The sequence below is a fragment of the Azospirillum sp. ST 5-10 genome, from assembly GCF_051225715.1.
GTDB lineage: Bacteria > Pseudomonadota > Alphaproteobacteria > Azospirillales > Azospirillaceae > Azospirillum.
Genome location: NZ_JBPJSP010000069.1, coordinates 1 through 2877, shown reverse-complemented (window position 1 = coordinate 2877; position 2877 = coordinate 1). Strand labels below are relative to the sequence as shown.

General features: G+C 70.8%; 1 protein-coding gene and 1 pseudogene. Both read right to left on the bottom strand.

Going from position 1 to position 2877, the window contains the following annotated elements; all coding sequences use genetic code 11:
- Positions 1-444 precede the first annotated feature (444 nt).
- Positions 445-2409 (bottom strand): tetratricopeptide repeat protein, encoded by a 1965-nt coding sequence (locus ACSBPG_RS31785; protein WP_435541265.1) that lies wholly within the window; start codon positions 2407-2409, stop codon positions 445-447.
- 1 nt (position 2410) lies between these two features.
- A pseudogene (locus tag ACSBPG_RS31780) lies at positions 2411-2877 on the bottom strand (calcium-binding protein); the annotation flags it as partial.

Genomic DNA, 2877 nt, shown 5'->3' with positions numbered 1-2877 from the left:
CGCACCTACGAGGCCATGCTCCACATCGTGTGTGCCGTCACCGTCTGGGAGTTCGTCGCCCTACTGGAATAGGCTCTTAGCTTCTGTCACAGACACCCGCATAGCTTGCACCATTCCGGACCAAGAGGCGATCCACCGAGCCCCTATTGTTGGACCAGAGAATGGACCATATCGACTTCGAACAGGGATCTTCAGCGGGTGTCGGTATCGGCCATTGCGTGCCCCCGCAACAGAGTCCCAAACGAACGCCCCGGACCAAACCTCCGGGGCGTTCGGTTTTATAAGCTTTCCCGGCGAGGGTGGACGCCGGATGGCGCAGCCCGATGCCCAGCCTGCCCGACAACTCGGCAGAGGGGGCCGATGCGGAGGCGGGGCAATCGCCGAGTCCGTCGGCCTCGAGGGTGAGGCGGGTGGCCGTCCCGCGCCCCGACCGCCGAAGCCGCGCTAGCTCTGGCGCCTCGCCTGCCACATGGCCGAATAGGCCGTCTCCAGCGAGCGGGCGAACGCCGGAGCGTCGCACAGCGGCGATCCCTGGACCCTCGCGCGCAGGGTCGCGCGCAGGTCCGCAAGGCCGGCGGCATCCTCCACCAGGGCGGCCGCCTTGGCGACGTAGTCGGCGGGGTCGTCGGCCACCAGCCGGTCGGCCAGGCCGACCGTCGCAAGGATGCTCTCGCTGATGCGTCCGGCCCACCGGTCGCCGCGCAGGGTCAGGACCGGCACCCCCATCCACAGGCTTTCCGCCGTCGTCGTTCCGCCCGCGAAGGGCGTCGGGTCGAGCGCGGCGTCGATGCGGCCGTACGCGGACAGATAGTCCGACCGGGGCGACTCCCCCTCCATCCGCAGACGGTTCGCGCCGATGCCGTGGGCGGCGAAGCGTTCGCGCAGGGCCTGGCGTACGCCGGCGTCGGCGAACGGCCGGGTCTTCAGCAGCAGGCGCGCCCGCGGCAGCGACGTCAGCAGGTGCGCCCACAGCTCCACGGTCGCCGGGCTGATCTTGGCCCGGTTGCTGAAGCACCCGAAGGTGACGGACTCGGAGGCGAGCAGCGGTGGCGGTCCGACGGGCACATCGTCCGTCGGCGGCGTGAAGCAGAGATAGCTGTTCGGCAGGCGCCGGACCGATTCCGTGAAATACCGCTCTTCTCCCGGCGGAATCACGTAACGGTCGGCCAGGATCCAATCCATGGCCGGCAGGCCGGTCGTGCCGAAGTAGCCGAGCCAGGTCACCTGCACCGGCGCCGGCCGCCGGGCGAACAGGGTCAGGCGGTTGCCGGCGGTGTGGCCGGACAGGTCGACCAGCACGTCGATCCCGTCCCGGTGGACGAGGGCCTCCACCGCGTCGTCGCCGACCCCGACGATCTCACGCCAGGCGTCCGTCCGCGCGCGCAGCCGGTCGGTCAGCCCGTCGCTCCGGCTGTTGTTGGCGTAGGCGACGACCGTCACCCGCGACCGGTCGTGCGCGCCCAGGACGCTTTCCAGGAAATAGCCCACGGGGTGGCTGTTGAAGTCGCCCGACACATAGCCGATCCGCAGCGGCCGCCCGGGCGTCGGCGGGGCGGCGGGAGGGCGCGCCCCCGCCGGGCCGACATGGCGTGCTCCCCAGGCGCGCGCCGCGGCGAGGATGTCGGCGTTCGTGCACTCCGTGGCGTAGTGCTGTGCCATGAGGAGGTTGCTGTGGGCCGCCGCGTAGCCCGGACGGTGGGACAGGGCGGTGCGGTAGGCGGCGATGGCCCGGTCGGGCTGGCCCTGCTCCTTGAACACGTTGCCCAGGTTCGACCAGGCTGCGGCGAAATCCGGCTGGAAGCCTATGGCGACGCTGAGGGACGCGGCGGCCTGGCTCAGAAGACCCTGGATCTGCAGTGCGTGGCCGAGGTTGTTGTGCGCCTCGGCATGGTTCGGCTTGTGCTGGATCGCGGCGCAAAAGGACGCGATCGCCAGGTCCGGCAGGCCGGCCTCCTGCAGGATGACACCGAGGTTGGCATGGGCCTCCGCGAAATCCGGCCGGATGGCGATGGCATGGCGGTACGCGGCGATGGACTCGTTCGGCCGCCGCTGCATCCGATAGAGGTTTCCCAGCTGGAACCGGGCGTCGGCGTGGTCCGGGTTCAGGCGAATGCAGGCGTCGAAGGCCGCGGCGGCATCGTCGAACCGGCACCGCGCGATCAGCGACATGGCGCGGTTGTGGTGGAACTCGGGAACCTCGACGATGGTCAGCGCCAGGCGGATGAAGGTTTCGCAGGCCTCGTGGTCGCCCTCCTCGGCGTGCAGCACGCCGAGGAGGTGCCACGCGTCGGCGTCGGCCGGAACCTGCGCCAGCACGCGGCGATACAGCGCCCGGGCCTCCGCCCGGCGTCCGGCCTCATGATGGCTCAGCGCATCGGCCAGCGTCGGTGGGCACGGTGTCCCGTCCATCTCAGCCGCCGTGCCCGACGACCAGGATGTCGGTGTTGCTCAGCGTGCGCACGTCGAGGGCGGCGATCGCCACCGCCGCCCCCGCACCGGTGCCGTCGGCGTCGAACGACAGAACGCCGGTCCTGCTGTCGAAGACGAACCAGTCGTCCGCGTCGCCCGGACGGTCCAGCGCGAAGTGGCCGGCCGACAGGGGGCCCGCCGCGATGGTGCCGAAGTTCGGACCGACGATGACGATGTGATCCAGCCCGGTCTCGAAGTCGGCGATCACGTCGCCGCCTTCCGCGGGATGGCGGATGACGAAGCGGTCGGCGCCGGCGCCGCCCCACAGGGTGTCCGCTCCCTGGTTGCCGTCCAGCGCGTCGTCGCCCATGCCGCCGTAGAGCGCGTCGTTGTCCTGGCCGCCGAACAGCGTGTCGTCCGCCTGCCCGCCGAACAGCGTGTCCGCCGCCTTGTTGCCGTACAGCACGT